We start from the raw sequence: 23,738 nt of genomic DNA on the forward strand, positions 1-23,738 counted from the left end.
CCATGAGGAACCTGCGCGGCAACCCGTGGGCCACGCTGATCGTCATCTCGCTCGGCTACTTCATGACGCTGCTCGACCTGACGATCGTCAACATCGCCATCCCGGACGTGGTCGATGACCTGGGTGCCTCGCTCGATCAGATCCTGTGGGTCATCAACGGCTACACCCTGGTGCTCGCGGCGCTGCTGATCACCGCGGGACGCATCGGCGACCTGTGGGGCCCGCGCAGCACCTTCGCGGCCGGCGTCGTCCTGTTCACGCTCGCCTCGATGGCTTGCGGGTTCGCCACCGATCCGGGTCAGCTGATCGCGTTCCGGGCGGTGCAGGGGCTGGGGGCGGCGATCCTGATGCCGCAGACCCTAACCATCCTCACCCACAGCTTCCCGCCCGAGCGGCGCGGTACCGCCTTCGGGATCTGGGGCGCGGTGGCGGGCATCGCCGCGATCGCCGGGCCGACGGTGGGCGGTCTGCTCGTCACCGCGTTCGGCTGGCGGTGGATCTTCTTCATCAATCTGCCGATCGCGATCGTCGTGCTGGCCGGAACGTTCGCGGTCGTCACCGAGGTCCGCGAGAGCAGATCGCGCCGGCTCGACCCGCTCGGCGTGCTGCTGATCACGCTGGCGCTGCTGGCGCTCTGCTACGGGCTGGTCGAGGGGCAGCGCTACGACTGGGGAACGGTGGTCTCGTTCATCAGCATTCCGCTGGTGCTCGGCGTCGGAGTGGTACTCCTCGCCGTCTTCCTCGGGTTGCAAGCCCGCTCGCAGGAACGGGATCCGCTGATCCCGTTCGCCCTGTTCCGGGACCGCGACTACGCGCTGATGAACGTCGTCGGCGGTGCGGTCAACATCGGCATGCTCGGCTTCCTGCTGCTCTTCAACCTCTATCTGCAGTCGGTGGCCGGGATGAGCGCGCTGCGGGCGGGGCTCACCCTGGCGCCCGCCGCGATGGTGTCGATGGTCCTGGCGCCGTTGGCGGGGCGGCTGACCGACCGGATCGACGGCCGCTACATCCTGGTCTCCGGGCTGCTCCTGTTCGCGGCCGGGATGGGGTGGATGGCCGCGATCGCCCAACCGGACTCCCGCTGGTACCACTTCCTGCCCCCGCTGCTCGTCGCCGGAGCCGGCATGGGCGGGACGTTCGCGCCGATGCCGACCATCGCGATGCGCGGGGTACGGCCCGAACTCAGCGGGGCGGCCTCCGGGGTCTTCAACTCCAACCGGCAGTTCGGCGCGGTCATCGGCACCGCGGCGGTCGGTGCGCTGCTGCAGAACCGGCTCGTCGCGTCGATCGGCGACCAGGCGAACAGCCGCTCCCTGGCGCTGCCGGAGCAGTACCGCGCCTCCTTCGTGTCGGGGCTGCGCTCCACCGCCGAACGCGGCCTCGAAGTCGGGGCGGGCAGCGCACCCCGGCCGCCGGCCGGGGTGCCCGCCGAGTTGGCCGGTCAACTCAGGGAGGCCGGGCGACAGGCCCTGGCCCACGGATTCATCGACGCGATGCACGCGACGATCGCCCTGCCCGTGGCCGTGACCGCGCTCGCCGCCCTCACCTGTCTGGCCGTCAAGAGGCCGGCCGTAAGGCCCGCCGTCGAAAAGGAAGACCGAAAGAAAGCGATGACGCAATGAGTGGCAATGACCGGACGCACGGCCCGGTGGACGAGGAATCGACGTCGGATCAGGAAAGGGCGGCCGCGAGCCGCAAACTGCTCGGTGCGCTCACCGGATCCTGGGTGGCACAGGCCTGTTATACGGCCGCAGCGCTCGGCATTTCCGACGTCCTGGCCGAAGGCCCCAAAGCGGCGGCGGAGATAGCCGCGGAATGCGATGCGCATCCGGACGGGGTGCACCGCATTCTGCGGGCGCTCGCCTCGGTCGGGATCTTCGAACAGGACGAGCAGGACAGGTTCTCGCTCATTCCGGTCTCCGCCCTGCTCCGCTCGGATGTGCCCAACTCGATGCGGAACAGCGCGATCATGCTCGGCGAGGAGGTGTTCCGCTCGTTCGGCGCGCTCGTGCACGCCGTACGCACCGGAACGCCCGCCTTCGACGAGGTGCACGGCATGCCGATGTACACGTATCTGCAGGAGCACAAGGAGGTCGCCCGCACCTTCAACGCGGCGCTGGGCAGCCGCGGCGCGGTGCCCGCCGCGTTCGCGCAGTGCTCACTCAACGGTGTCCGCACGGTCGTGGACATCGGCGGCGGCAACGGGAACCTACTGGCCGAGGTGCTCACGGACCGCCCGGAACTGCACGGAGTGCTTCTCGAACTGCCCGAGGCGGTGAGCCAGGCCCGGCAGCGGCTGGAAGCAGCGGGCCTCACCGACCGGACGACGCTCGTGGAGGGCAGCTTCTTCGAGGAGGTCCCCACCGGCGGCGACCTCTATCTGCTCTCCCGCTGTCTGCACAACTGGACCGACGAGAAGGCCCTGGCCATTCTGCGCACCACCCGCGCGGCCCTGCCGGCAGGCGGCCGCCTGGTGATCCTGGAGAAGATCATCCCCTCAGGACCCGGCCCCAGCCAGGCCAAGGTGTACGACCTGCTGATGCTGGCGATGGTCGAGGGCCGCAACAGGACGGGACCGGAGTACCGCGCGCTCGCCGAGAAAGCGGGCTTCGAGGTCACCGCCGTCCATCCGGCCCCGGCCACCGACCCCAACGGGGAAGGCGCCATCGAGGTCATTGCCGTCTGACGCGTGAGGAGTACTGCCCGTGATGTCCTGAGAAACCCACCGGAACTCACCGCAATTCATCGATCGCCGAACCGCCGCCCGCACCGCGGCGGCTTCCGCGTTTTCCTCCCGGCGCAGAAAGCCAGGACTTCCGGACGGTGACACCGTGAGTTGGAAAAGATATTACCCGCATCCGAACCAAGTACTGAGAGACTGCAACTCGTGACCCAAGAACGCGCGTTATTGCACGTCAGGGATTTCGAAGAAGAGGCTCGCCGGCGCCTTTCCCCGCCGGTGTGGGACTATCTGGCCGGAGGCAGCGGCGATGAATCCGCCGTCCATGCCAACCAGGCCGTACTCGACCGGCTGGGACTGCATCCTCGGGTCCTCACCGGTACCGCCGGGCCCGACCTCGGCACCACTTTGCTGGGACGCCCGCTGCGGGTGCCACTCGGAGTGGCGCCGATGGCGCACCACCGGCTGTTCCACCCCGAGGGTGAGGTGGCCACCGCCCAGGGGGCGGGTTCCGCCGGCGCCCTGTTCATCGCCAGCATCTTCGCCAACCGGACACTGCAGGAGATGGCCGGCGCGGCGTCCGGACCGCTGTGGCTGCAGCTGTACTGGCTGCGCCGCCGCGACCAGTTGGAGAAGCTCGTCGCGAGCGCCGAGGAGGCCGGATTCGGCGCGCTGGTGCTCACGGTGGACGCCCCGGTGGTCGCCCGCAGACCGCGGGACCTGCGCAACGCGTTCTCGGTCCCCGCGGACGTACGTGCGGTCAACCTGGACTCCTCGGTCATGACCACCACCCATCGCGCCGTCGCCGGTACGTCGGCGCTCGCGGCACACTCCGCCGAGCAGTTCGACACCTCGGTGGGCTGGGCCGACCTGGCCTGGCTGCGCGGGCGCACCAAACTGCCGCTGCTCCTCAAGGGCGTACTGACCGCCCAGGACGCCCGGCTCGCGGTCGAGCACGGCATGGACGGCGTCGTCGTCTCCAACCACGGCGGCCGCCAACTGCCCGGCGCCGTCACGGCGGTGGCGGCGCTGCCCGAGATCGCCGCCGAAGTGCGCGGACGGTGCGCGGTGCTCGTGGACGGCGCCTTCCGCCACGGCTCCGACGTCCTCAAAGCGCTGGCGCTGGGCGCCGACACCGTCCTGATCGGACGGCCCGCGCTGTGGGGTCTCACCTGCGGCGGGTCCACCGGGGTGGCGGCGGTACTCGGCCTGCTGCGCGACGAACTGGCCGAGGCGATGCTGCTCTGCGGTCTGCCGGAACTCAACCTGGTCGACCGGACGCTGCTCCATCCGCATGACCGGCCGCCCGGCGGCCGTCCCGCCTAGGAACAGCGCCATCCGCCAGCGGACCAGTACTTTCACAACGGGGGAACACCGTGCACATCAGCAGTGACTCGACCGAACTTCTCGTCCAGCGCCGGGAGGCCATGGGCCTCACTCAGGAGGACCTGGCCCGGCGTACCGGGCTGAGCGTCCGCATGATCAGTGACCTGGAACGCGGGAGGACCCGCAAACCCCATCCCCGCTCCCTGCAACTCCTCACCACCGCACTGGAGTTAGATCCGAGCGACATGGCGCGGCTCGCCTCCGGGCGAGCCCCCGACGGGGACCCCGCGGCGGTGCCCGGGCCGCCCGGCAAGCCCGTCGCCCAGGTGGTGGTCCCGCAGCAGATACCCATGGCGGCCCGCCACTTCGCCGGCCGGGACCGCGAGCTGCGCTCGCTCACCGCGCTGCTCGAACACCAGGGCCGGCACGCCGGTCTCGCCGTGATCGACGGCCCGCTGGGGGTGGGCAAGACCGCCCTCGCCGTGCGCTGGGCCCATCAGCACGCCGACCGCTTTCCGGACGGCCAGCTCTATGTGAACCTGCGCGGCAGCACGCCCGCCCGGCTGGGGCCGGACGAGGCGATCGCGGACTTCCTCGACTCGCTCGGCGTGCAGCCGGACCAGGTGCCCGCCGGGCTGCCCGCGCGGTCGGCGCTGCTGCGGAGCCTGCTGGCCGGCAAGCGGATGCTGCTGGTGCTGGACGACGCGCAGTCCGCGGAACAGGTGTCGCCGCTGCTGCCGGGCGCCGCGGGGTGTCTGACGCTGGTGACCAGCCGCCGCAAGCTCGTCAGCCTGGTGGCTCATCACGGGGCGCACCCGGTCAGCCTCGATGTGCTCTCCTTCCAGGACGCCCGGGCCTCGCTGGAGGTGCTGCTCGGCCACAGCAGGGTGGTGGCCGAGGAGGAGGCGACGGCCGAGTTGATCAAAATCTGCCGCCGCTCCCCCCTCGCGCTGAGTACGGCCGGCGCGCACGCCGCCCTGCACCCGTCCATGCGGATCACCACCCTGGTCGCGCAACTGCCCGTCCAGCCAGGCCCGCACCTTCCCGGCGTGGAGCTCTTCTGACCCCCGCCCTCCGACCTCGAGCCACCGGTCCCGCCGTCGCGCCCGGCCGTACGGTCAGACGGGGGTGAGCAGCGACCCGAACGCCGAGGCGAGCCAGGGCTTCCGTCCCCCGGCGACGATCCGGCCGCGCAGCACCTGGCCCCACTGTCCGACCCGGCCGTAGCCCATCAGCACGAAGGCCGCCGGGTCGGCGGTGATCCGGCAGTCCGCGCGGGCGCCCGCCGGGGTCACCTCGGCCGTCCCGTCGTCCACCGCGAACCGGTATCCCGGGCCGCCGCGGAAGCGCAGCTCGTACGCGATGTGCATCCCGGCGGCCCGCTTCCGGTCGACGTACTCCGGGGCCATGGCGAGCACGCCCTCGACGATCAGCAGCGCGTCCCGGCGGTCCACCGGCCAGGGCGTCCGCCGGGCGCGGGCGATGTCCAGGCCGTGGACGACCTGTTCTCCGAGCAGGGTCGCCGCCATCACCGGCACGGTCATGTGCAGGCCGTTGGTGGTGAGGACGGGTTCGTCCGGGCGGCGGCGGCCGGCCGCCGCACCGAAGTCGGCGGCCGCCGACTCCAGCAGGTCCGCGAGCACCTTCGGGTCCCGCTCGGGGAACCCGGCGAGCAGATGGGTATTGGCGGCGGCGTTCAGCTCGCCCGGGGTCACTCCCGGCCCGGTGGGCAGGACGTCCAGCACGGTGCGGGCGTCCAGTTCGCCGCCGGCGAAGCCCGCGTAGTGCTGGAGCTCCACGACGAGATGGGCGGCGGTCTCACCGATGGTCCACGCCAGGCCCGGCACGGGCGCGCCGGGCTCCGGCACGGTCCGCAGCAGCGCGGCCGTGCGGGCCGCGGCCCGCCGCAGGTCTTCCGGGGTCGTGGTGAAGTCGGGGAACATCCGCGTCACCACACCCGCAGCCGGCGCAGCAGCGCCGCCTGCTCCGGATCGCCGTACGCGGTGACGTCCAGTTCCTCCCAGCTGCCGCGCTGGGTGATCCAGCGGACGAACGAGGTGGTGTCGCCGGCGACCCGCAGCGTCCGGCCGCCGGCCCCCAGCTTGATGGTGCGGCCGCCGGGCCCGTCGAGCACCAGGTCGGCCGAGCCCGAGAGCCCGGCGAGCAGCTCCCGGTTCTGCTGCGGCAGGGCCGCCTCGATCCAGTCGATCGCGGCCGTGAGCCGCAGCTCGTCGGAGGGTGGCGGCGTCCCGGTCAGCGGGCCGCGCGGAGCGAACAGGTCGGCGCGGATGTGGGTGTAGTGGTCGAAGGCGAAGGCGTTGGGCAGCAGCGCCGCCGGATGCGTCCCGAGGTCACCGAGGTCCAGCTGCCGGTCGACGGCCGCGAGGCGCTCCAGCGCCCCGATGGCCTGGGTGCTGACCGACGCGTAGTCCCGTACGACCTGGGCGGCCGACCAGGAGCGCCGGAACTCCACATGGACGTCCTGCGCCCGCTCGGTCGCGAGGCCCGCGGTGTCGGGCAGCGTCCCCGGAGCGACCACCGAGGTGAACAGTGCGCCCATGTGCGCCACGACATCCTGTACGGACCAGCCGGGGCAGCCGCTCTCCGTCTTCCAGTCCGCCTCGCACAGGCCCGCGCAGAGATCGAGAAGTGCGCTGCGGTCCGCCCATAATGCCTCTGTCGCTTGCGTCGGCACGTCGTCCTCCTGGTGGGATTCAGCGGGAGTCATGTGAAGTTCCGTCGCTGCTGGCTGAAGTGACGTGACCTCAATGATGGCTGTCAGGCACGGACTTCCGCGAGGATGCCGTCCCACAGCCGGACCCGGGCGTCGAGTGCCCCGTTGATGGCCTCCTCGCACTCCGCCCACTTGTCCTGGTCGTCGCCGCACAGATCGGCGAGCATCTGCATGGCCATCGGGGTGTGTTCCTCGCCGTCCACCTCGATGTGCCGTTCCAGATAGTCGACAAAGGAACCGAGCCGGTTGCCCTGGTCGCGGTTGACGGCGACCACCTTGTCGAACATGTCCGGAATCAGATCCTCGCGGCCGAAGGCGAAGGCCGCCGCCTGGCAGTGCACCGGGGAGTTCTCGATGAACTCCCAGGTCTTCGTGGCGAATTCGATGGACGAGGCGGGCGCGCCCGCCTCCTTCAGGGACGGCAGCACCGGCTTGCCCTCGCGCAGCAGCGCCACCAGGGAGTCGATCGGCCCGGTGTCGGCGCCCGCCTCGGCCATGCCCTGCAGATAGAGCTCGAAGTGGCTGATGAAGCCCTCGCCGATCTCGTCGCTCTCCTCGACCAGCACGATGTCGTTGATGAGCCGCCGGCTCGCGGCCGGGCCGCTCGGGATCCACGGCACGGAGACGCAGGTCAGGTTCCGCTGCAGCGACTTCAGCAGGGACATGAAGTCCCAGACGGCGAAGACGTGGTGCTCCATGAACGTGACCACCGCGCCCAGGCTGTCCAGGCTGTGGTAGACGGGGTGGCCGACCACCCGGCTGCGGGCGCCTTCCACGGCCTGCTCAAGGCGGGCGATGCCGGGGTTGTCGATTTCCCAGTCGTAGCGTGACATCTGTTCCTCCAGAGTGGGACAACTCGTGAGACCGCCGGGACTCTTGGGTTCCCGGAGCATGTGGGCGCCGGGGATCCGGGCTCTTCCGGATCCACGGATTCAGCTGAACAGCGCGCCGGGCCAGGCGACGTCCGCACCGTGCGTGTACGCCTCGGCCGCCGAGCGCAGGAACCGGTCGGGGCCGCCCTCACCGCGCCGCACCGACTCGATCACCCGGCCGTCCGGCACGTCGCGGAGCGTGCGCTGCACTCCCCGCACCAGCACGGGGTGCGGGCTGCTCTCCACGAACCGCAGATGGCCGTCGTCCGCCGCGGCGCGCACCGCGGACTCGAAGCGCACCGTGCGGCGCAGGTTCCGGAACCAGTAGTCGGCATCCAGTTCGGTGCCGTCGATACGGCCCGCGGCCACCGACGAGTAGTAGGGGATCCGGCCGGGGCCGGGGGCCACGCCGGCGATGCCGGCGAGCAGCTCGTCGCGGATCTCGTCGATCTGCGGCGAGTGGGAGGGGTAGTCGACCTTCACCATCCGGGCCCGGACGCCTTCCTCCGCGCACCGCTGGACCAGTTCCTCCAGGGCGGGCACATCGCCGGAGACGACCAGGTTGCCGGGGCCGTTCTCGGCGGCGAGCGCCAGCCGCGCCGAGTGCTCCGCCACGTACCGCTCGACCCACTCGTACGGCATCGGCACCGAGAGCATCCCGCCGCGCCCGGTCAGCTTCCGCAGGACGCGCCCGCGCATCACCACGATGCGTACGGCGTCCTGGAGGCTGAGGATCCCGGCGACGTGCGCGGCGGCGATCTCGCCCTGCGAGTGACCGATCACGGCCGTCGGGACGACACCGTACGACTCCCACTGCGCGGCCAGCGACACCATCATCGCGAACAGCGCGGGCTGCACCACGTCGACCCGTTCAAAACCCGGCGCGCCCTCCGCGCCCGCCATGGCGTCGAGGAGGTTCCAGTCGTTCCACCGGCCCAGTTCGGCGGCCACGGCGTCGAGCCGGTCGTGGAAGACCTCCGACTTCGCGTACAGCTCCGTCGCCATGCCCGGCCACTGGGAGCCCTGGCCGGGGAAGACGAAGGCCGTTCCGGCGCCGGTAACGGCCTGTCCGGTGACGAGGTGGTCGGCGGGCCGGCCGGCGGCCAGCGCGGACAGGCCGTCGAGCAGCCCGGCCTGGTCCTCCGCGAGCACCACGGCGCGGTGCGGCCCGGCGGGGCTGCCGGCCAGACCGCGCGCCGCCTGGGCCGGGGACACCCCCGGGTCGGCGGTGAGCTTCGCGACGAGCTCGCGGGCCAGTGCGCCGAGCGCGTCGGGCGACTGGGCGCCGAGCGGACAGGGAACGGTGCGGGTGGCGTGCAAGGGGTCCTCCCCCGGTCGTCTGCGGTTTCCAAGAGCTGACGTGACGTGATCCGGTCCGACGTGACCTGTTGCGGCCTGACGTGATCCGGTCCGACGTGACCTGCGGTGTCAGTGGCCCATGCCGAGTCCGCCGTCCACCGGCAGCAGGGCCCCCGTGATGTAGCCGGCGGCATCCGACGCGAGGAACGTGACGGCCGCCGCGACCTCCTCCGGCCGCCCGTAGCGGCCCGCCGGGATCTGGGCGAGCGCCTCCCGGCGGACCTTCTCCGGCAGGTCCGCGTTGATGTCGGTGGGGATGAAACCGGGCAGTACCACGTTGGCGGTGATCGCCCGGGAGCCCAGCTCGCGCGCGACGGCCCGTGCCAGCCCGCCCAGACCGGCCTTGCTCGCCGCGTAGTTGGCCTGCCCGGGAGCCCCGCGCACGGCGGCCACCGAGGAGATGAGCACGATCCGTCCCCAGCCGCCGCGCACCATGCCGCGCGCGGCCCGCCGGGCGACCCGGTAGGCGCCGGTGAGGTTGGTGTCCACGACCCGGGTGAACTGCTCCTCGCGCATCCGCAGCAGCAGGACGTCGTCGATGATCCCGGCGTTGGAGACCAGTACCTCGACCGGCCCGTGGGCGCGCTCGGCCGCGTCGAAGGCCGCGTCGATCTGCCCGGAGTCGGTCACATCGCACCGCACGGCCAACAGCTTTCCGTCCGGCGGCGGGGATTCGCGACAGGTCACCGCGACCCGGTCGCCCTGCGCCAGGAAGGCGTTGGCGACCGCCAGACCGATACCGCGATTGCCCCCGGTGACCAGGACCGACCGGCTCATCTGCTGTCTCCTCTCCGCTCGTCGTTCATGGCTGGGCGTAGGACGGGACCGGGCTCGGGACGGGACCGCGCGCAGGACGCGGCTAGGCGTAGGAAGGGACCGCGACCGGTGGCGGCGCGGGGGCCGCGGCCGGCTGGGCCGTCATGATGCGGGCGCGGCCTTCCCCGCCGCGGTCCAGCAGCCCGGCCAGCGCCCTCGGCGGGGATCCGGGCGGAGCGCCCGCGACCTCCCGCAACTGGACCAGGGCGGCGGTGAGTTCGGTGATCAGCGGCTCCAGTGCCGCCGCGACCGCACTCGCGTTGCTGCCGAGGATGTCGCTCCACAGTCCGGTCTCGCCCGCGGCGATCCTGGTCGCGTCCCGGATCCCCGCCCCGCACAGTTCGACCACTTCCTGCGGAGCCGCGCCCACCGCCGAGGCCAGTGCGCTCGCTACCACGTGCGGCGCGTGCGAGGTCGTCGCGACCGCCCGGTCGTGCTCGGCGCGGCCCATCACCACCAGCCGCGCCCCGCACGCCTCGACCAGCGCGAGGGCCGCGGACAGTGCGGCTGTCCCGGTGTGCCGGTCCGGGGTGAGCACCCAGGGCCGGCCCGTGAAGAGCCCGGCGCGCGCCGCGTACGGTCCCGGCCGCTCGCTCCCCGCCATGGGGTGGCCGCCGACGAAGGCGTCCAGCGCACAGCCCGCCGCCGTGGCGGCCCGGTGCACGGACTCCTTGGCGCTGGCCACGTCCGTGTAGCAGCGGGCCAGGCCGCGGGACTGCCACTCGCGCAGCACCGGAGCGACCGCGCCCGGCGGCACCGCGATCACCGCCAGGTCGGCGGGTTCCGGTGGTGCGCCCTCGTACCCCCGGCAGCGTTCCGCGGCCACCGTCTGGGTCACCGGGTCACGGTCGATGACATGCACCCGCACCCCGCACCCGTGCAGATCCATACCGATCGAGGTGCCGATCAGCCCGCCGCCCACCACCGCCACCGTTCGCATCGGCGGCTCAGCGTCCCGTGCCGGAACGCCAGACGACCGGGCAGAACGCGGGGTCGGAGTAGTCGGGTTCGCCCGCGGGCGTACGGCGGACGAGGACGTCGTGGTTGTACTCGACCGGTGAGCCGTCGGACAGCTGGAACGGCCGGTGCTGGTTGGCGCCGTCCTGCAGATGCAGCGAGATCGCCCGGCGCGGCCGGTCGCTGAGGTTGGGTCCGCTGCCGTGGTACGTCCGGCAGTGGTGGAAGCTCACATGGCCCTTGGGGATCTCCATCGGGACCTTGGTGACCTGGGTGCTGTTGTACGTGGCGTTCTCGGCCAGCATCCGGTCCAGTTCCGAGCGGTCGCGTTCGGCGAAGTGTCGGGTGGCACTGTCGACGACGGCGGCCTCGCGCCAGCGGTGGCTCCCGTCGATCATCGTGATGGTGCCCATCCCGGTTCCGCAGTCGTGGAACGGGATGAAGGCGGTGAGCATGCGCTCCGAAGTGCAGGTGGCCCAGTAGTGCTTGTCGAAGTGCCAGGGCACCAGGTTGGTGCGCTCGTCGGGCCGCGGCGGCTTGTAGATCATCGTGGCCTGGAAGACCCGGATCTCGTCGGCCTCGGCGAGCCGGGCCGCGACCGCCCCGAGCAGCGGCTTGCGCAGGATCGCCGCGATCCGGTCGTCCTCGTAGTGGATGTAGTCGTTGTGCCGCTGGACCGGCCCGTCCTCGGGGGTCCAGTACGCCAGCCTGGCCGGCCGGACCGGCAGCGTGCGGTCCCGGTGGCCCGCGTAGTACCGGTCGCTCGCCGAGGTCAGTACGTCGATCTCGTCGTCGGTGAACAGCTTGCGCGACAGATACCAGCCGCGCTCGGCGTACTGCCGTACTTCGTCGTCCGTCGGCAGCAGTGCCGCTTCCTTGTCGGTGAGCTTGAATTCCGTCTGTCCCGCGTCCATGAACTGCCTTCCCCGCTGTCCTGTTCTCCCGCTCGGATCCGCGGCGCTCAGACTGCCGCGGCGCTCGAACCGTCACGTTCCACGGCCTCGTAGAGCGCCCTGATGTTGCCGCTGCCGAAGCTGCGCGCCCCGCGCCGCTCGATGACCTCCATGAAGTAGGTGCGCCGCACGTGCATGGACTGGGTGAAGATCTGCAGGATCTCGCCCCAGTGGTCCCGGTCGATCAGGACGTTGGTGCGGCGCAGTTCCGCCGCGTCGACCGTGGTGGCCCCGACCCGTCCCGCGACGCCGTCGTAGTAGCCGTCCGGGGTGGCCAGGAAGCGGGCTCCGCGCTGCTGCAGCCGGTCCACGGCGGTGAAGATGTCCGGCGCCAGGAAGGCCAGGTGCTGCACTCCGGCGCCGCCGTGCCGGCCGATGAAGTCGTCGATCTGGCCGGGCCTGCGGGTGGTGTCGGGCTCCAGGATCGTGAAGGTGACGCCGCCCGAAGGGGACTGCACCACCTTGGAGTTCATCGCCTGCTCGCCCACCTCGATGTGCTCCTCGAAGACCTGGGCGAAGCCGAAGGCCTTCTCGTAGTGGGCGACCGTCCGGTCCAGCTCCCCGGCCGGCACGCACACCGCGACGTGGTCGATCAGCTCGAACAGCGACTCCCCGTCCTCCGGGTCCGGGGCCAGGGTCTGCATCCGGCCCGGCAGGAACGCGTCCGGGTCGCCGTGCCGTTCCACGAAGCGGTGGACGACATCGCCGAACCCTGCGACCTCGGCGACCACCACCCGGGCTCCGGCGTCCGCGTACACGGCCGGCTCCCGCACGGGGGCCGCGCCCTGCTCGACGGCGGCGTGGAACTCGGCCCTGGCGTCATCGGTGCCGAAGGCGATCACCGCCGCACCGTCGCCGTGCCGGCTGACGTATCCGGCCGCCTCGGCGGTCGCGGTGAGCGCCGAGGTGAGCACGAGGCGGACCCCGCCCTGGCGCAGCAGCAGCGAGCGGTGCCCGGTGAGGCCGGTCTCCGGGCCGCCCTCGGCGCACAGCCGGAAGCCGAAGGCACCGCAGAGATAGAAGGACGACTGCTGGGCGTCGCCCACGAAGAACTCGACGTGGTCAATACCTGCGATCATGGGTGTGGATCTCCCTTGGACGGGACGTTCCGGCAGGGCGCGTTCGCGCGTGCGTTCAGGCCGGATCCGGGTCGGTGCGACGCACGGTCGCGCGGAAGCGGCAGACCTCCGAGCCGCTGGTCATGCACTCGCTGCGGCTGTCCTCGACGGTGAGCCCCATGCCCTCGAACCAGCCGGCCCGCATCTCCAGGCAGGGGCACCGGTAGCTGTCGAAGGACCGGGCGGCCTTGAGCATCTTCAGCGCGAAGTGCTCGGTGACCACGGTCTCGAAGGTGTCGGGACCAACCGCGTGGTGCTGGTAGTTGGTCATGTCCTCGGGCCACATGACCCGGGGGATCTCCTTGAACCGGTCGACGAACTCGTCCATCGGCAGCTTCTCGAAGTCGACGTCGTGCCGGGCGGTGTACCAGCGGGCGACGCGGCGGGCCACGAAGAGCATCGCCTCCGCGTTGATCTCGTTGGCGGCCTCCTGCCCGTACCGCTTCATCACTCCCTGGTACCAGCGGGCGTCGTGCAGCCACCAGAACTTGTGCAGCGGCAGGTCGCCTGCCCGCTCAGCCATCGCTGCGCGTTCCGTCGGCGAGGCGCCGGCCCCGGGTGGTGGGGGTGCCGATGGCCAGCGAGATGTTGTGGCCGCCGAACCCGAAGGAGTTGGAGAGCGCCGCCCGCACCTCGGTCCGGTACGCCTTTCCGCGCACGTGGTTGAGCTCGCAGCCCCGGCCGACCTGGTCCAAATTGAACGTCGGCGGCAGCGTGCCGTGCGCGACGGCCAGCACGGTGGCGGCGGCCTCGAACGCCCCGGAGGCGCCCATCAGATGGCCGGTGACCGACTTGGTGGAGCTGACCGGCGGGGTCTCGTCGCCGAACACCGCCCGGATCGCCCGCGCCTCGGCGATGTCGCCGAGCCCGGTGCTGGTGGCGTGCGCGTTGACGTAACCGATGTCCTCGGGCCGCAGCCCGGCCCGCGCGACGGCCTTCCGCATGCAGGCCGCGGCGCCCGAGCCGTCCGGACGGGGCTTGGTCACGTGGTACCCGTCGGTGGTCGCGCCCCAGCCGATGACGTCGGCGTATCCGGCGGCGCCGCGGGCGTCCGCGTGCTCCGCCCGCTCCAGGATGAACATCGCGGCGCCCTCGCCGAGCACATAGCCGTTGCGGTCCTGGTCGAACGGCCGGCTCGCCTTCGTCGGGTCGTCGTAACCGTTCGCCAGCGAACGGGCGTTGACGAAGGCGGCCGCGACCGTGGGATGCAGCGGCGCGTCGGAGCCGCCGCACACCACCACGTCCGCCTCACCCTCGCGGATCAGCCGGAACGCCTCGGCGACGGCCTGGCCGCCGCCCGCACAGGCGGTGGACAGCAGCAGGCTGTAGCCGCGGATGCCGTACTTGATGGCGATCCGGGCGGCCGACATGTTGGGGATCATCCCCGGGCACAGATACGGGCTGACCGCGCTGCGGCCGCGCTCGCGGCGCGCCGCGGCCTGCTCCTCGTACGTCCGCAGCGGTCCGCCGGCGGTGGAGGTGATCACCGCGACCCGCTCCGGGTCCGCGTTCTCGCCGACCCGCAGCCCGGAGTCCGCCATCGCCTGCTCCGCCGCGGCGAGCGCGAGGATCAGGAAGCGGTCGACGCCCGGGTCGATCGGCGGCTTCAGCACCTCGGCCGGGTCGATGTCGGGTGCCTGTGAGACCACCTCGACCAGGGACTGCTCCCCCAGTTCCGGGGTGGGCCGGGAGAGCTGCGAGCGCCCCTCGCACAGGGCGTCGAAGGTGTCCACGAGGTCCCGCCCCAGGGAACTGACCACACCGATGCCGGTGACGACCACACCCGATTCCGACCGTACGCTCATACCGTCTCAACTCCCTGCTCGATCACGGGCATTGCCTTCGCCTGGCTGTAGCGCTCGCGCAGAATGACCTTGCGGACCTTGCCGGTCGGCCCGTGCGGGATGTCCTCGTCGTCGACCACCACGACGCTCCGTACGGTGGCCGCGACATGCTCGTCGAGCGCGGCCCGCACCTGCTCGTCCAGATCCCCTGGCGCCTTCGCGCCGGGGAGGATACTCACCAGCACCTCGGTGGTCACCGCACCGTCCGGGCCCGGCACCGCGATGACGGTGCAGTCGGACACCTCCGGGCAGCGGGCCAGGATCTGTTCCTCCGACTGCGCGGTGTGCAGATAGCGCCCGCCGGACAGCGCGACCGTGTCCACGACCCGGTCGACGTGGTAGTAGTAGCCGGCCTCGTCCCGGTAGACGAGGTCCCCGGTGAGGAAGTAGCCGGCCCTGCGGGTGCGGTAGGTGGTGGCCGAGTCGTTCCAGTACCCCGGCGACACGGTGGGGGCGTTCACGCCCAGCTCACCGATCCGGCCGGGCGGCAGCGGCTCGCCCAGCTCGTCGAGGACGGCCACCTCGGCGAACGCGTGCGGCTTGCCGATGCACCGGTTGTAGCGGTCGGTCTCGGCGGTGTGCGTGATGAAGAACATCGAGTGGCCCATCTCGCTGGAGCCCAGGCCGTCCATGAAGGTGGCGCCCTCCTTGCGGGCGATCCCGCCGCCGCGCTGGGCGACCAGCCGGTGGCCGACCGCGACCAGCTTCCTGATGTGCGCCTCGTGCGCGGCGTCCCCGGTGTTCCACCACATCTGCACGCTGTCCAGGTCGTACGCGCCCAGGTCCCGGTTGACCAGCTGCGGCCAGGTGGCCGCGAAACCGAAGACGCACGACGGCTTCCAGCGGTCCACCGCTTCCAGGACCTTCAGACCGTCCTGCTCCGACACGAGCATCAACTCGGTGCCGCTGCACAGCGCCAGCGTCACCGCGATCACCATCGCCGCGTGGTTGGCGGGCAGAGCGCTGAGCATCCGGTCGATGGTGCGCGGCTTGGGCAGCGAAAGCCGGTGCCGGGAGGCGGCGAACAGACTGGCGTGGGTGGCGATCACCGGCTTGGGCAGCCCGGTGGTCCCGGAGGAGTGGGTGATGACGGCGGCGTCGGTGGGGTGGAAGCGGTACTGGCCGGGAGCCAGGGCCGGGTCGCCGGTGCCGATCCCGGCGATGTCACCGAGCAGCAGGCCGGGGAACTCCCCGTCGCCGAGGCGTTCGCGGTGCGCGGCGTCGGTGAGCAGCGCGCGGGGCGCCACCTTCCCGATGTAGGCGCGGGCCGTGGTCCCGTCCATGTTCGCGTTGAGCAGCGCCGGGATGGCCCCGATCCTGGTCAGCGCGAGATAGGCGAGCACATGGTCGGCCGCGGTGGAGACGAACACCGCGACCGCGTCGCGTGGCTGCACCCCCCACGCGTGCAGCCACGCCGCGCGGGCGGCGACGGCACGCTCCAGGTCGGGCAGCGTCAGCCGCTGCCAGGCCGGGTGCCCGTCGACCTCGGAGTCGAAGGTCAGCGCCGACTCGGCGGACTCCCCGGCGCGGGCGACCAGGGTGCTGAGCACATTGCCGACGCCCAGCTCCTGGTCGGCCGCGAGTTGCGCTCGCAATTGTCGGACGGTCATGTGGCTTTCTCCCTGTGAGGGTCGAACAGGAGGGGCTGGACAGGGTGATAGGGGCTCTGCGGGGAGCGCCGGCGGGCCGTTCGTGACCGGGCCGGACCGGCGCGCTAGGCGGCCTGGAGGCGGCTCGCCGACTCCTCCGCGATCTGATCGATCGTCATCATCGCGAAGCGCTCGGACTCGTCCTCGTCGATCTGCACCCCGAAGCGGTCTTCCAACTGCATCACGAGGTCGGCCACGCCCAGGGAGTCGAGGTCGATGCCGGCGGGCCCCAGCGAGCTCGACCCGCTGACCGTCTCCGGGTCGTACTTCATCTTGATCAGGGCCGAGATGAGGAACTGGCGAATGTCGTCCTTCACTGGTGTACTGCCTCTCATGTCTGCGCGCCCGGCGATGGATCCGAACGCGGTCACTGTGGTGCTGGCCCCGGCCTGCGGGGACCGGCGGGACGCCGCCCGGCGACTGCTGCTACGGGTCGCGGACGAGCTGCTCGGGGCGCCGGCTGCGGCGCGCATCGAGCGCGACGGACTGGGCCGCCCGTATCTCACCCGGGCGGACGGGGCGGAACTTCAGGTGAGCATCAGCCACTGCGACGACGTCGTCGCCGTGGCCCTCACCCGGTCCGGACGGATCGGTGTGGATGTGGAGTCGGTACGAACGCTGCCAGCCCTACGGCTGGCCGGGCGCTACTTCGACCCTGCCGAGGCACAGTGGCTCGCGGACCGCCCCGCGGCCGGCCGCACCCCCGACTTCCTCCGCCTGTGGACGGCGAAGGAGGCGCTGGGCAAGGCACTCGGCGTGGGGCTGCGGGGCGGCGGACTGCGGCGGCGGGTGCCGCCGGAGCTGCTGGCGGACGCGGACGAGCTGGCGCCGCTGCCGGACGGTCCTGACCTGTCGCTCGCCCTGCCGCCCGCCCCGTACGGCCTGGTCGTGGCGGTGGCGGCGCAGGGATCCCCGGCCGGAGTGCCTCTGCGGCTCTACGGATCGGGCCACGCGGGGTGCCGGCCCTGGCCCGTTGGCGGCGGCTCATGACGGGGCCGCCGCGCCGAGCCGGGAGGCGTTGAGCGTCGCGGCGTTGCGGATCGGCTTGCCACTGCTGGTCCGCGGGAGCGCCGGTAGCACGTAGACGGCGCGAGGCCGCTTGTAACCTGCGAGTCGCTGTCTCAGATACGCCTCGATCCCGGCCGCACCGGTGCCTCCGCCGTCCAGTGCCACGAACGCCTGGATCGCACCGTCGTGGACGACCACGGCCTCGGTCACGCCGGGCGCACCGGCCAGTGTCTGTTCGACCTCGTTGAGGTCGACCTTGAGCCCGCCGACCGACACCTGGGAGTCGAGTCTGCCGAGGACGGTCACCCGTCCCGTGGACGTGTCGACCGTCCCGGCGTCCCGGGTGTGCAGCCAGCCGTCCGACCACCGGCTCGGGTCGGGGTCGCCGAGATAGGGCGACGCCGGCTGTCGCAGCATCAGTTCACCGTTCTCGACGCGGAGTTCATGACCGGGTGCGGGCAGCAGTGCCGGACGGTGCTCACCGAGGACGTCGACGGCCATCACTCCGGCCTCGGTCATCCCGTACATCGTGCCGATGCGTACCCCGTACCGCTGCGCGAAGGAGTTCCACAGCGCGTCGCCGACCAACTCGCCGCCGGTGATGACGCGTCGGAACAGCGGCAACGCGGGCGGGTCGGCGACCCGGGCGAGCAGGTCTACCTGGGAGGGCACCCCGATGAGCACGGTGGGTGCGGTCGCCTCGACGAGGGTGCGCAGGATGCCGTCCTTGCCGGTGTGCCGGGGTATGACCATCTCGGCGCCGGTGTGCAGACTGTTGAGGAGGCCACCGACCAGGCCGAGCACGTTGGTCATCGACGCGAGCATCACCACCTGGTGGCCGGCGCCCGGGAAACCGTCGATCCGGGTGTAGCGCTCGACCTCGGCCACCAGGTCCGCGGCCGTGCGGCCGATGACCTTGGAGGGACCGGTGGAGCCCGAGCTGAACTGGATGAGCGCGTGCCCGGTCCCGGGCGCACGGCCGCCCTCCAGCGGCCTGATCACGCTGCGGGTGTCCTGGAAGCCGCGCATCATGCCGGTGGCCGGTTCGGCCGGCTCCACGATGAACTGCGGAGCCAGCCGCTCGACACAGGAATTCACTTCGAATTCGGTGAACCGGTGGTCCACCAGAATCGCCTGCGCACCGCATTTCCAGACGGCCAGCACATGGGCGATGTATTCAAGCGAAGGAGGCAGATGAACAGCGACGGAACCCCCGGTGTGCAGCCCGGAGTCCCGCAATTGCTGCTGCCGTTCCGACACCAGCTTCCGCAGCCGGCCACGATCGATGGATTCTCCGAGCCGGAGCACCGGCTCATCGGCCGGACCGGCGAGAAACAGCTCGTCAACGTCCACGCGGACTTCCCATTCACCTGACTGGACAGCCACCTGATGCGGTCGCCTCAGGACGCTTCAAGCTTCGCTCAAGCGGTTCCGGCAGTCCATGCGTTACAGCTGCGGTTGCCGGAGCAGTACCGGCAGAATTCCCCTCAGCCGACGGCGGAAATGCTGGTCGCCACCGAGTGGTGAACAGCCGTGGATTCCGACTCCGCGACGAATTCGGCGAATCGCCGAACGCCCTCGTCGACAAGCTCGGGTGGCACCGCGCTGCACGACAGCCGCAGCCTGCGCACACCGCCACCGCCGATGTAGAACGGGCTCATGGGCGTCCACAGCACCTGGTGCCGCCCCGCGGACCGCTCAAGGGCCCGCTCGTCCGCGTCGAAGGGCACGGACAGCACCACGAAGAAACCGCCCTCGGGCCGGTTCCAGTCGATGCCCCGTGCGGTGCGCTCCGGTTCGGGGAAGTGCCGGTCGAGCGCGTCGAGCAGCCGCGCCATGTTCTCCCGGTAGAAGGCGGCCGCGGCCAGCGACGCCGTCCGCATCCGGTACCCGTGCCGCACCAGGAGCCCGCCGATCACAGCCTGGCTGAGCGCCGGGGTGTTGACGGTCGTCATACTCTTGACCTTCGCGAGCTGGTCGGCGAGCAGCGTGCTCCCGCCGGGTCCCTCGACGCGCTGGTCGGCGACGACATAGCCGACCCTGGCCCCGGGGAACCCGGTCTTGGCCAGCGAGCCGAGGTAGATCACCCGGCGGTCGGTGTCCAGCGCCTTGAGGGTGGGCCGGGTGCTCTCCGCGTCGGCCCGGAACATCCCGTACGGATTGTCCTCCAGGACCAGCAGCCCCTCCTCCCCCGCCGCCGCCAGGAGTTCCCGGCGGGCCCGCACGGTCATGCAGACGCCGGACGGGTTGGCGAAGTCCGGCACGAGGTACAGGGCGCGCGGCCGCAGCCCCTGCGCGCGGGCCCGGCGGGCCGCGTCCACCACGTCGGCGGCGTCGATCCCGTGCTCGCCCTCCGGGACCGGGAAGAGCGGGATGTCGAGCAGCCGGGCCGCACCGCTGATGCCGACGTAGCAAGGCGAGGGCGCGAGCAGCACGTCGTCCGGCCCGGCGCACAGGGCCCGCAGCACCAGCAGCATCCCTTCCTGGGCTCCGACGGTCACCACGATCGCCTCGGGCGGGACGTCGATGCCCTCGTCCTCGGCGAGCGAGCGCGCGATCGGCTCCCGGATGATGCCCGCGGTGGGCCCGTACTGCATGAGCAGAGTGTTGATCTGCGGCTCGCTGAGTCCCCGGTCCCGTCGCAGATGGTCGGTATAGGCGGTGAGGCAGTCGGTGATGACGCCGGGGTCGAGCAGCGGGTCGTAGGGGCGGCCCGGCGCGAACGAGATGGCCTCGGGGTAGCGCGAGACCACCTCGTTGAGGAAGTTCATCGCGTCGAGCACCGGGTCGCGGAGCGAACCGTGCAGATCCTCGATCCGCAGCGCGGTGTCTCCGGCGGGAGTCGGCGAGGTCATACGCGCACCTCCGCGAGCCGCTCGGCCAGGAACGCGGCCGCCTCGTCCTGGGCGGTGGTGGCGGCATCCAACTCCCCCGGCATCGCGAAGAATCCATGGATCATGCCGTCGTACCGGCTCAGCGCCACCGGCACCCCGGCGGCGGCGAGGCATTCTGCGTACTGCTCGCCCTCGTCCCGCAGCGGGTCGTACTCCGCCGTGATCACCAGCGCGGGCGGCAGCCCGCCGAGGTCCCCGGCGCGCAGCGGTGACGCGTACGGGTCCGCACCGTGCGCCGGATCGGCCAGGTAGTGCCGCCAGTACCAGTCCACCGAACGGTGGTTGAAGAACACCGTGTCCTGGTTCTCGCGCCGCGACGCGGTGTCGGCGAGATGGTCGGTGTTGGGGTACACCAGCAACTGGGCGGCGATCGGCGGGCCTCCGTGGTCGCGCAGGTGCAGCGCCAGGGCGGCGGCGAGGTTGGCGCCCGCGCTGTCACCGCCCAGCGCGAGCCGCGAACCGTCGCCGCCGTGCGCGTCGGCGTGCCCGGTGATCCATTCGACGGCGGCCCGGCAGTCGTACAGCGCGGCGGGGAACTTGTGCTCCGGGGCGAGCCGGTAGCCCACCGTCACCACGACGCACCCTGCCGCGTTGGCGAGCCTGCGGCAGATCGCGTCACAGGTGTCGAGCGTGCCGAGGGTCCAGCCGCCGCCGAAGAAGTAGCAGAGCACGGGGAGCGGGCGGCCGTCGGACTCCGGCCGGTACACCCGGACGGGCAGCAGCCCGCCGGGCCCCGGGATCTCGGCGTCGAGGACGCTCCCGACGGGCTCCGGGACCCCGCCGGCGGACCGGGCGGCGGCCAGGTCGGCCGCACGCGCTTCGGCGAGATCCAGTGTGTACAGGGGCCGGGTCCCGGCGGCGACGAGGCGCGCGCGCAGGGTCTCCACTTGGGGATGGAGCGACACATGCCCTCCTGAAGGAGCGGACGAGACGGATGAGCGAGCGGACGGTGGTCCCGCGGAAAGCCGCTCTCCAGCACACCCGTTCACCACGGGTGGTGTCCACGCGTCCGGTCGGCGCTTTGGCAGCAGTTTCCGCCGCCGCCCGCAGCGCTGGGGACCGGGAACGCGGTGAAGTGACGTGACCAGTCCGTTTGTTCCTCGCACGCGAAGTGCTCCCGCCGGCTCCGCACGCCGGGGTACGGTGCGGTCGGGGGACGGGGGCGCGATGGCATCGACGCACTGGCTGACACCGCGGATCGCGGCGGCGCTGAGCCGCCCGCGGTTCCGGGCCCGCCGCCACGGCCGGCCTCCCAGCGCGCCGCTCGACGTCCCTGACGCCACCGACTCGCCGTCACACGACCCGGCCCCGCCGGAACCGGAACCGCACGACGCGATCCCTCCCGCCCCGGACCTCCTCGAGAGGGACGCTCGGCTGTTTCCTGCCGCGGAACCCTTCGGCGGTGCCGTCCGGGACGCGCTCGGCCCGGTGCTGTTCGACGACGGGGTCATCGAACTCCTCGCGCACTGCGGCACCGCCAGGAAGGTCCGCCCCACGGAGGACTGGCTGCGCGAGACCCGGTATCTGCTGACCGGGGCGCCCACCGGACCGCGTGCGCTCGCCGGGATGCTGGAGGCCGCGTGCACTGTGCCGGAGCACGACGCCGTCGGACCCCTGCTCACCGGAGTGGCCTGGGCGGCCTGCACATCGGGCGACCCCGTCGCGGTCCTGGCCCTCGGGACGGCGGTGCGCCGGCGGAGCCGGCCGTCGCGCCGCCAGCCGCGCTGGGTGCGCGCCGGCCTGCGGTCCGGTGGGTGACGGGGGGGGCGCGCGGGACGGTGGGCGGTGCGACGCATCGGGTACGCCCGGGGGTGGCTCAGCCGCCGTGCCCCGCGTGCTCCGGTGCCGCCTGGATCGTTCCGCCGAGCGTCGCACGCAGGCCCTTCAGGGCCTCCTGGGACTGGGCCGTGACGATCCAGCGGGTCCCGACGAGGTAGATGCCGCCGTACGCCTGGGCCTCGGTCAGCCAGTCGCGCTGGCCGGTTTCCGCGGCGAAGGTGAGCATGCGGAACTCGCCCTGCCCGGTGCGGCACGAACCCTGTCGCAGTTCCGTCGCGACCACGCTGATTTCGGCCTTGCAGCCGAGAACAGCGGCGATCTGCTGTATCGAAGCGGGGCCGGCGACCGCCGGTACGGTGGTGGGAACTGCTGCCGCCGTGCTTTTCGTGTGCGCATTCCCGGCGCAGCCGCTCAGCAGGACCACACACAGCGCCGCGACGACACGTCCCAGTCGCAAATTCGGCACATCAACCCCATTGATTCGGTCGGAATTACGGAATTCCGTCGTTCCGCGACTCTGCTTCTTCTCCCCGTGCGGGGCGGGTGCCCGCACGGGGAGGCCGGGGCCCGGTGGCCGGGCCCGGTCCTCCCCGTGCGGATGGGCGCCGGGGAGGACGGTGCTAGGAACCCGCGCCGGCCTTCTTGCCACCCTGGGTGACCGCGAACCACAGACCCATCTTGCCCTGGCCGTTGATGTCACCGGGCTTCTCGTCCCCGGTGAACCAGTAGACGGGCCAGCAGTCGATGGCGAGCTGCTTCGTTCCGTCGGGCCGGGTGACGGTGCCGACCAGCTTGGACGCCACTCCGCGCACCTTGGTCTTGTCGACGGGCTTGGCGGGCTTCCAGGTGTTCAGGCAGGCGTCGAGGCAGGCGAACTTCATCGGCCAGGCGCTGTCCTTGTTGAAGCGGTAGAGCGTCCGCATCTTGCCGTCGACGATGATCTTGCCCAGTTCGTCGTTGTCGGTGACCGACAGCTGCACGTCGCTGACCTGGCTCTGGGTCTGGCTGGGGCCGGGGGCGGGGGCAGCGGCCTGCTGTCCGGCCTTCTTGCCGTCGGGCGCCAGCGCGTTCCACGTACCGCCGACCCCGTGGCCCTTGGTGTCGCCGGCCTGGGTGTCCATGGCGTAGCGGTACACCGGCCAGCCCGCGAGGGTCAGTTGGCGGCTGCCGTCGGTCCTGATGACCTCACCCAGCAGCTCGGGCTTGATGCCCGCGGAGGCGGTGGCGTCGTCCGCCGGCACGGCGGGCCAGGTGATGGCGCAGGCGCCGTCACAGTTGGACTTGGGCGGCTGGGCGGTGTCCTTGTCGAACCGGTAGAGGGTGAACCCCTTGCTGTCGGTGACGATCGGCCCCAGCTTCCCGTCGCTGCGCACCGCCAGCTCCTTGGCCGGCTCGCCCTTCTTCGCGCCCGCCTGGGCGTCGGTGCCGTATCCGCCCGTACTGCTGGCACCGTAATCCGAGCCGTATCCGGTCCCGATGTCCTTGCTGTCTCCAGCGGGCTGGACATTGGTTCCCTGGGCGTTGTTGCCCTTTTCGCTGCTGCCGCATCCTGCCGTCAGCAGAAGTACCACGGTGGCCGCTCCAGCGAATGCCGCTCGACGCCTGTTTACCATGACTGCTCCTTCGCATTCGGTCCGGCGGCTTCGCTCGCCGTTGCTCATGGATACGGGGAGACCCTGGTGGGTGTTCAGCCGAATCAAAACTTGTCACATCAGAGCAAGAACCGAGAGATTCAACGCTGCGTAGACG

Annotated in this window: 23 protein-coding genes; 6 read left to right on the forward strand and 17 right to left on the reverse strand. The window is 71.6% G+C overall.

What is annotated here, in order from left to right:
* Window positions 1-2 precede the first annotated feature (2 nt).
* The 4 genes from C6N31_RS25300 to C6N31_RS25315 all read left to right on the forward strand — a co-directional run bounded on the left by C6N31_RS25300 (window position 3) and on the right by C6N31_RS25315 (window position 5,070).
* Window positions 3-1,622 carry a DHA2 family efflux MFS transporter permease subunit gene (locus C6N31_RS25300; protein WP_198358276.1) on the forward strand — a complete coding sequence of 540 codons (1,620 nt, stop codon included), beginning with the start codon at window positions 3-5 and terminating at the stop codon, window positions 1,620-1,622.
* A complete protein-coding gene (locus tag C6N31_RS25305) occupies window positions 1,619-2,686 on the forward strand; it encodes a methyltransferase (protein WP_198358277.1) in 1,068 nt (355 codons plus the stop codon). Before C6N31_RS25300 ends, C6N31_RS25305 begins: the two co-directional genes overlap by 4 nt.
* Window positions 2,687-2,887: 201 nt before the next feature.
* On the forward strand, window positions 2,888-4,006 hold the full coding sequence (locus tag C6N31_RS25310) for an alpha-hydroxy acid oxidase (RefSeq protein WP_198358278.1): 1,119 nt from the start codon (window positions 2,888-2,890) through the stop codon (window positions 4,004-4,006).
* Window positions 4,007-4,056: 50 nt separating this feature from the next.
* Window positions 4,057-5,070, forward strand: a complete 1,014-nt coding sequence (locus C6N31_RS25315; RefSeq protein WP_138356988.1) for a helix-turn-helix domain-containing protein — start codon at window positions 4,057-4,059, stop codon at window positions 5,068-5,070.
* A gap of 54 nt (window positions 5,071-5,124) precedes the next feature.
* Here C6N31_RS25315 and C6N31_RS25320 read toward each other — a convergent pair whose 3' ends face one another.
* From C6N31_RS25320 to C6N31_RS45235, 12 genes are all read right to left on the reverse strand, one after another.
* Window positions 5,125-5,949, reverse strand: coding sequence for a maleylpyruvate isomerase N-terminal domain-containing protein (locus C6N31_RS25320; protein WP_198358279.1), 825 nt, complete (start codon window positions 5,947-5,949; stop codon window positions 5,125-5,127).
* A 5-nt stretch (window positions 5,950-5,954) separates the two neighbouring features.
* On the reverse strand, window positions 5,955-6,734 hold the full coding sequence (locus tag C6N31_RS25325; RefSeq protein ID WP_138356987.1) for a maleylpyruvate isomerase family mycothiol-dependent enzyme: 780 nt from the start codon (window positions 6,732-6,734) through the stop codon (window positions 5,955-5,957).
* A gap of 50 nt (window positions 6,735-6,784) precedes the next feature.
* On the reverse strand, window positions 6,785-7,573 hold the full coding sequence (locus C6N31_RS25330) for a DUF3050 domain-containing protein (RefSeq protein WP_138356986.1): 789 nt from the start codon (window positions 7,571-7,573) through the stop codon (window positions 6,785-6,787).
* 99 nt (window positions 7,574-7,672) lie between these two features.
* On the reverse strand, window positions 7,673-8,932 hold the full coding sequence (locus tag C6N31_RS25335) for an acyltransferase domain-containing protein (protein ID WP_198358280.1): 1,260 nt from the start codon (window positions 8,930-8,932) through the stop codon (window positions 7,673-7,675).
* Window positions 8,933-9,040: 108 nt separating this feature from the next.
* A complete protein-coding gene (gene fabG / locus C6N31_RS25340; RefSeq protein WP_138356984.1) occupies window positions 9,041-9,748 on the reverse strand; it encodes a 3-oxoacyl-ACP reductase FabG in 708 nt (235 codons plus the stop codon).
* Window positions 9,749-9,830: 82 nt separating this feature from the next.
* Window positions 9,831-10,727 (reverse strand): prephenate dehydrogenase, encoded by an 897-nt coding sequence (locus C6N31_RS25345; protein ID WP_138356983.1) that lies wholly within the window; start codon window positions 10,725-10,727, stop codon window positions 9,831-9,833.
* A 7-nt stretch (window positions 10,728-10,734) separates the two neighbouring features.
* Window positions 10,735-11,658, reverse strand: a complete 924-nt coding sequence (locus C6N31_RS25350) for a phytanoyl-CoA dioxygenase family protein (RefSeq protein WP_138356982.1) — start codon at window positions 11,656-11,658, stop codon at window positions 10,735-10,737.
* Between the two features lie 47 nt (window positions 11,659-11,705).
* Window positions 11,706-12,776, reverse strand: coding sequence for a 4-hydroxyphenylpyruvate dioxygenase (gene hppD, locus C6N31_RS25355; protein WP_138356981.1), 1,071 nt, complete (start codon window positions 12,774-12,776; stop codon window positions 11,706-11,708).
* Window positions 12,777-12,831: 55 nt separating this feature from the next.
* Window positions 12,832-13,338: an L-2-amino-thiazoline-4-carboxylic acid hydrolase gene (locus C6N31_RS25360; RefSeq protein WP_138356980.1), complete on the reverse strand. Its 507-nt coding sequence runs from the start codon at window positions 13,336-13,338 to the stop codon at window positions 12,832-12,834.
* Window positions 13,331-14,620: a beta-ketoacyl-[acyl-carrier-protein] synthase family protein gene (locus C6N31_RS25365; RefSeq protein ID WP_138356979.1), complete on the reverse strand. Its 1,290-nt coding sequence runs from the start codon at window positions 14,618-14,620 to the stop codon at window positions 13,331-13,333. Before C6N31_RS25365 ends, C6N31_RS25360 begins: the two co-directional genes overlap by 8 nt.
* Entirely contained in the window at window positions 14,617-16,269 is a 1,653-nt protein-coding gene (locus tag C6N31_RS25370) for a class I adenylate-forming enzyme family protein (protein ID WP_138356978.1), read from the reverse strand. The genes C6N31_RS25365 and C6N31_RS25370 overlap by 4 nt, the downstream gene beginning before the upstream one ends.
* A 104-nt stretch (window positions 16,270-16,373) precedes the next feature.
* A complete protein-coding gene (locus C6N31_RS45235) occupies window positions 16,374-16,625 on the reverse strand; it encodes an acyl carrier protein (RefSeq protein WP_164296322.1) in 252 nt (83 codons plus the stop codon).
* Window positions 16,626-16,641: 16 nt separating this feature from the next.
* Here C6N31_RS45235 and C6N31_RS25380 point away from each other — a divergent pair, with 16 nt between their 5' ends.
* Entirely contained in the window at window positions 16,642-17,298 is a 657-nt protein-coding gene (locus C6N31_RS25380; protein WP_198358281.1) for a 4'-phosphopantetheinyl transferase family protein, read from the forward strand.
* Here C6N31_RS25380 and C6N31_RS25385 read toward each other — a convergent pair.
* The 3 genes from C6N31_RS25385 to lipP1 form a co-directional block, all read right to left on the reverse strand.
* A complete protein-coding gene (locus C6N31_RS25385) occupies window positions 17,293-18,669 on the reverse strand; it encodes a class I adenylate-forming enzyme family protein (RefSeq protein ID WP_244809007.1) in 1,377 nt (458 codons plus the stop codon). The genes C6N31_RS25380 and C6N31_RS25385 overlap by 6 nt on opposite strands.
* 134 nt (window positions 18,670-18,803) lie before the next feature.
* Window positions 18,804-20,171 (reverse strand): aminotransferase-like domain-containing protein, encoded by a 1,368-nt coding sequence (locus C6N31_RS25390; protein WP_198358283.1) that lies wholly within the window; start codon window positions 20,169-20,171, stop codon window positions 18,804-18,806.
* Window positions 20,168-21,115, reverse strand: a complete 948-nt coding sequence (lipP1, locus tag C6N31_RS25395; protein WP_198358284.1) for a LipP1 family hormone-sensitive lipase — start codon at window positions 21,113-21,115, stop codon at window positions 20,168-20,170. Before lipP1 ends, C6N31_RS25390 begins: the two co-directional genes overlap by 4 nt.
* 262 nt (window positions 21,116-21,377) lie before the next feature.
* Here lipP1 and C6N31_RS25400 point away from each other — a divergent pair, with 262 nt between their 5' ends.
* Window positions 21,378-21,968 carry a hypothetical protein gene (locus C6N31_RS25400; protein WP_198358285.1) on the forward strand — a complete coding sequence of 197 codons (591 nt, stop codon included), beginning with the start codon at window positions 21,378-21,380 and terminating at the stop codon, window positions 21,966-21,968.
* A gap of 58 nt (window positions 21,969-22,026) precedes the next feature.
* Here C6N31_RS25400 and C6N31_RS25405 read toward each other — a convergent pair whose 3' ends face one another.
* Entirely contained in the window at window positions 22,027-22,446 is a 420-nt protein-coding gene (locus C6N31_RS25405; RefSeq protein WP_138356973.1) for a hypothetical protein, read from the reverse strand.
* A 163-nt stretch (window positions 22,447-22,609) separates the two neighbouring features.
* Complete coding sequence (locus tag C6N31_RS25410) at window positions 22,610-23,650, reverse strand: SCO0930 family lipoprotein (protein ID WP_306665018.1); 1,041 nt, start codon at window positions 23,648-23,650, stop codon at window positions 22,610-22,612.
* Window positions 23,651-23,738 lie beyond the last annotated feature (88 nt).

The sequence above is a fragment of the Streptomyces fildesensis genome (genome assembly GCF_016107395.1).
GTDB classification, from domain to species: Bacteria; Actinomycetota; Actinomycetes; order Streptomycetales; family Streptomycetaceae; genus Actinacidiphila; species Actinacidiphila fildesensis.

What these genes read in the sequence shown, in the direction of transcription:
- hppD (WP_138356981.1), bottom strand. Translation starts at nt 12,776, where the DNA reads ATGATCGCAGGTATTGACCACGTCGAGTTCTTCGTGGGCGACGCCCAG.
- C6N31_RS25400 (WP_198358285.1), top strand. Translation starts at nt 21,378, where the DNA reads ATGGCATCGACGCACTGGCTGACACCGCGGATCGCGGCGGCGCTGAGC.
- C6N31_RS25360 (WP_138356980.1), bottom strand. Translation starts at nt 13,338, where the DNA reads ATGGCTGAGCGGGCAGGCGACCTGCCGCTGCACAAGTTCTGGTGGCTG.
- C6N31_RS25390 (WP_198358283.1), bottom strand. Translation starts at nt 20,171, where the DNA reads ATGACCTCGCCGACTCCCGCCGGAGACACCGCGCTGCGGATCGAGGAT.
- C6N31_RS25410 (WP_306665018.1), bottom strand. Translation starts at nt 23,650, where the DNA reads ATGAGCAACGGCGAGCGAAGCCGCCGGACCGAATGCGAAGGAGCAGTC.
- C6N31_RS25300 (WP_198358276.1), top strand. Translation starts at nt 3, where the DNA reads ATGAGGAACCTGCGCGGCAACCCGTGGGCCACGCTGATCGTCATCTCG.
- C6N31_RS25350 (WP_138356982.1), bottom strand. Translation starts at nt 11,658, where the DNA reads ATGGACGCGGGACAGACGGAATTCAAGCTCACCGACAAGGAAGCGGCA.
- C6N31_RS25365 (WP_138356979.1), bottom strand. Translation starts at nt 14,620, where the DNA reads ATGAGCGTACGGTCGGAATCGGGTGTGGTCGTCACCGGCATCGGTGTG.
- C6N31_RS25305 (WP_198358277.1), top strand. Translation starts at nt 1,619, where the DNA reads ATGAGTGGCAATGACCGGACGCACGGCCCGGTGGACGAGGAATCGACG.
- fabG (WP_138356984.1), bottom strand. Translation starts at nt 9,748, where the DNA reads ATGAGCCGGTCGGTCCTGGTCACCGGGGGCAATCGCGGTATCGGTCTG.
- C6N31_RS25380 (WP_198358281.1), top strand. Translation starts at nt 16,642, where the DNA reads ATGTCTGCGCGCCCGGCGATGGATCCGAACGCGGTCACTGTGGTGCTG.
- C6N31_RS25345 (WP_138356983.1), bottom strand. Translation starts at nt 10,727, where the DNA reads ATGCGAACGGTGGCGGTGGTGGGCGGCGGGCTGATCGGCACCTCGATC.
- C6N31_RS25325 (WP_138356987.1), bottom strand. Translation starts at nt 6,734, where the DNA reads ATGACTCCCGCTGAATCCCACCAGGAGGACGACGTGCCGACGCAAGCG.
- C6N31_RS25330 (WP_138356986.1), bottom strand. Translation starts at nt 7,573, where the DNA reads ATGTCACGCTACGACTGGGAAATCGACAACCCCGGCATCGCCCGCCTT.
- C6N31_RS25370 (WP_138356978.1), bottom strand. Translation starts at nt 16,269, where the DNA reads ATGACCGTCCGACAATTGCGAGCGCAACTCGCGGCCGACCAGGAGCTG.
- C6N31_RS25320 (WP_198358279.1), bottom strand. Translation starts at nt 5,949, where the DNA reads ATGTTCCCCGACTTCACCACGACCCCGGAAGACCTGCGGCGGGCCGCG.